Genomic DNA, 3,790 nt, shown 5'->3' on the forward strand with positions numbered 1-3,790 from the left:
TTCGTTCAAGAACTTTTAAAAGGGATATCGCCACATCGCTATCAAGCTAAGATTTTGAAGTACACCCTAAATAAAAATTCTCTTTCTCTACAATTAGTTAGTTTGAGAATTTAGCTCATTTTTTCTTTTTTGGGGTATTTACTTTTCTTAAGTTGATGGGCATGGGGTACCGCCAGCATTTCGGAAAAAAACCACGCTAAGATCATGCAAGATTTTATACGATTTTTCGGGTAATCCAGTAACAAACAAGAACCCTAAAACCGCGCCAGGATAGGAATGTATAAAATGATGCATAGAATAATACAAAAATAAAACGCACAAACTGTATCAACGGTTTGTGCGTTTTATTTGCTACTGATAATAGGACGTTATGTAAACATGAAATGAATACTTTATGCAATCAAAATACCTTCCATTATCTATATTCTTGATGTGGTACAATCTGGATAAAAGGTAGAAGGAGATAGACAATGAAAGAAATTATTAAAGAGATTGTTTCCCCAAACAAAAGATACAAAGTTCAAGTTATCAAACGAAATAATCGCTTTTTCACTACAGAAGTTTTTGCGTGGTTTGAGGATTACGGATATGAGTATTGGGCTCCTATTAAACAGGGAATATCGTTAATTGATACAGAAAAACATGCTATAGCCATAGCAATGGAAGATTTAAAAGTGTATTCAGGTGAGAATGATTAGTGGGTGTGGATTACACTTATCTCTGAACAGGAGAGGGGATTGCTGTAATATTAAAAATTAGCTTCCTATAACGGGAATTATGTGAACAATGCCCTTTTTTATAATAATTAAAAGGTGGAATATGTATTTTTTGATATATTGCACCTTTTATCAAATGGTACAATATGGTTTATATTATTTAGGGTGGAGTTGAAAGAATGGATGATGTAAATACAAAGGGTAAAATAAAAAAAACAAAAGGAAAAGCATTAATAATTATATTTTCTATGTTAGTAATTATAATTGGGTTCGGATATTGGAAATTTTTTAGTTTGCAAGGTGTTCCAAAAGGCGAATTAATTCAAACAGTGAAATCCCCAGATGGAAAATACCTCATAAAAACTTATTTTCATAATGCAGGATCATTAAGTGCCGATGCTGTTAGGGGTGAATTAGTTAATCTTAATACGGATTCAGCGGAAAATATATATTGGAATTATCCAGATGCAGATCCATATATTGAATGGGTAAATAAGGATAGTGTTAGAATTGGAGATCAAACTTTAGACATTTCAAAGAAAGAAACCTATGATTGGCGTGATGATGACAATCACATTAAAGAAATGCCTAAACAATTTATTAAATAAAACAAGAAAAATTAGATTTAGTCAATCTTACTTGTTTAATTATCGATAGGTAGAATTATATGAATAAAAAGTCCCTTTAGATCTTCTAAAGGGACTTTTCTAGGTTTCTAGATAGATTGACTGCTGATAAGTGGGGTTGTGTAAGCTTATATAAACAGCTTATTTACAACGTAAAAAACAGAAAATTCATGATATAATAGACCTTGTAATATCCATAATTAGGGAAATGAATATTAGGAGGGAATTTATGCAATCATTTGTTGGACAAAATATAATTAATTATAAAACAATAGACAAGCTGTTTCTAATTTTAATTTTACTATCTGGTACTTTAGCTTTTAGCATAGATCAATTTTTATATGTTACATTTTTTTTATTAGGGATTATGTTTATATATAGAAGCATAAGAGATTTGTATTTAAATGTTTCAAATATAATTATTGGTCTTGAATTAGTAGTAGGTGTATTTCTAGCCATATATATGGCATTTAATTATTTAGTTGCTTAGATGAAATTATAAAAAAGAATACTGCCTTTAAATGTGGTATTCTTTTTTAGATTAATGAATTGTTTTTTTGTTTACAGGTTTCTTTAACTTTTTATTTATAGGGTTTTGAATGTATACTTTTATTGTTAATTTTGAGAATATCAGGGGAATTGTTGTGAGGTCAATGTTTAAGGGGGAATGAAAATAAACTAATAAATAAAAGTTTACTTTCGATACTTTAAATATTTACAACTAAATTTGTAATAAATTTCTCAATATAGATATTACTGTTAATCATGGTTTTAATATTGAAAATTAACAAAATATACTATTATAAAATTAAGATGGTTTTTGCCTTTGTTTTTCCCTTATGCTAGAGATAAGATCATACTCTTCGATCTTATCTTTTTTATTTGTGGATTTATAACAAAAAAAGAATCCTTTAAAATAAAGAGATCCAAGTACAGAAAAAGTACACATATTATTGTTAGCGTGAGGTAGAGAATGAACTGATTCTGTTATTCATCTTGGCCGAGCGTCTTTAAAACCAACGAAAGACTTTTGTAACATTTTTGAAAGGTTTTTGAAAGATATTTAAAGTAAGATAAGCTTATCGCTAATGTATATGCAAAACACTCTATATTTTATTTTTATAATGCAAGATGTGTTAGAAAAATAAAATTGATCAAACCAAGCTTCCCCAAAGCTTCTTTGAAATAAACAAAACCCGCAGAAAATATTCTTGTTCTCTGTGGGTTTTGTTTACTTTATTTTTTTCTTGAAACAAGTGTTGTTTTATCATAGAAGCGATACCGCCAGCATTTCGGAAAAAACCACGCTAAGATCATGCAAGATTTTATACGATTTTTCGGGTAATCCAGTAACAAACAAGAACCCTAAAACCGCGCCAGGATAGGAATGTATAAAAAAATGCATAGATCCCTAGAACAAAAAAGAAGGTTCCCTTGGAGAGTAGGGTTCCCCCCTTTTCCTTGCTACCGATAATTTTGTGTTATGTTAACTAGTTTTGTATACAATATACATTAAATAACGATATAAACTAGTGCAGCTATAAGATTTGGGGTTCTGTTGCAAAATTTTTTGAGCTGAGCTAAACTGTAGGGAAATTGAGATGAGGCGAATGATACATGGGATACTTTAAAGGAAAACATTTTAAAAAAGGTATTATTTTGGTAGCCGTAGGCTACTATTGTCGTTTTTCTTTAAGTTATCGCGATGTATCTGAACTTTTGAGAGAACGTGGAATATCGGTTCATCCTACAACCATCATGCGTTGGGTTCATGAATATGGAGATTTAATTTATCAAATTTGGAAGAAGAAAAATAAATCAGCACATTTCGTATGGCATTTAGATGAGACCTACATCAAAGTCAAAGGAGAGTGGTGTTATCTTTATCGTGCGATTGATCGAGAAGGGTACACCTTGGATATCCAACTTCGTAAAACAAGGGATCATCAAGCCGCCTATATGTTTATGAAAAGGTTAGTGAAAACTTTTGGAGAAACAACGGTTCTCACAACAGACAAGGCTCTAGCCCTACTTTGTGCGCTCAAAAAACTGAAAAATAACGGTTTTTATTTGCATACGAAACATTGCACCGTTAAGCATTTCAATAATCTCATCGAACAGGACCATAGTCATATCAAGCGACGTTTTGTCAAATCCGCAGGATTTCAAAATCTTCGTCATGCTTCACGTACAATCAAAGGAATCGAAACCATTCATGCCCTATATAAACAAAAACGAAGTTTGCAACAACCAAACTTCGTTTTTTCGACGTACAATGAATTAGAGAAACTATTCAAAATTGCATAAACTCTACCTACTAAATTAGGATTTTTTTGTTTATATAAAAACTTTGCAACAGAGCCGTGAAGTTACTTGACGTTTACGGATAAAAAAACACTCGTTCTGATTAAGGACGAGTGTTTTTCTTTTTAGTTTATCTAACAGGTA

Annotated in this window: 4 protein-coding genes; all 4 read left to right on the top strand. The window is 31.0% G+C overall.

The genetic code is table 11. The features are described 5' to 3' along the window. Positions 1 to 470: 470 nt before the first annotated feature. The 4 genes from B5P42_RS29420 to B5P42_RS29435 all read left to right on the top strand — a co-directional run bounded on the left by B5P42_RS29420 (position 471) and on the right by B5P42_RS29435 (position 3,649). A complete protein-coding gene (locus B5P42_RS29420; protein WP_113735902.1) occupies positions 471 to 698 on the top strand; it encodes a hypothetical protein in 228 nt (75 codons plus the stop codon). Between the two features lie 197 nt (positions 699 to 895). Beyond that, on the top strand, positions 896 to 1,324 hold the full coding sequence (locus B5P42_RS29425) for a DUF5412 domain-containing protein (RefSeq protein WP_002205062.1): 429 nt from the start codon (positions 896 to 898) through the stop codon (positions 1,322 to 1,324). Between the two features lie 247 nt (positions 1,325 to 1,571). After that, a complete protein-coding gene (locus tag B5P42_RS29430) occupies positions 1,572 to 1,832 on the top strand; it encodes a hypothetical protein (protein ID WP_113735903.1) in 261 nt (86 codons plus the stop codon). A 1,127-nt stretch (positions 1,833 to 2,959) separates the two neighbouring features. Continuing rightward, positions 2,960 to 3,649, top strand: coding sequence for an IS6 family transposase (locus B5P42_RS29435; protein ID WP_113735904.1), 690 nt, complete (start codon positions 2,960 to 2,962; stop codon positions 3,647 to 3,649). Positions 3,650 to 3,790: the final 141 nt, after the last annotated feature.

Origin of the sequence: Bacillus sp. SRB_331, from assembly GCF_003264175.1 — a bacterium.
In the GTDB taxonomy this organism is placed as follows: domain Bacteria; phylum Bacillota; class Bacilli; order Bacillales; family Bacillaceae_G; genus Bacillus_A; species Bacillus_A mycoides.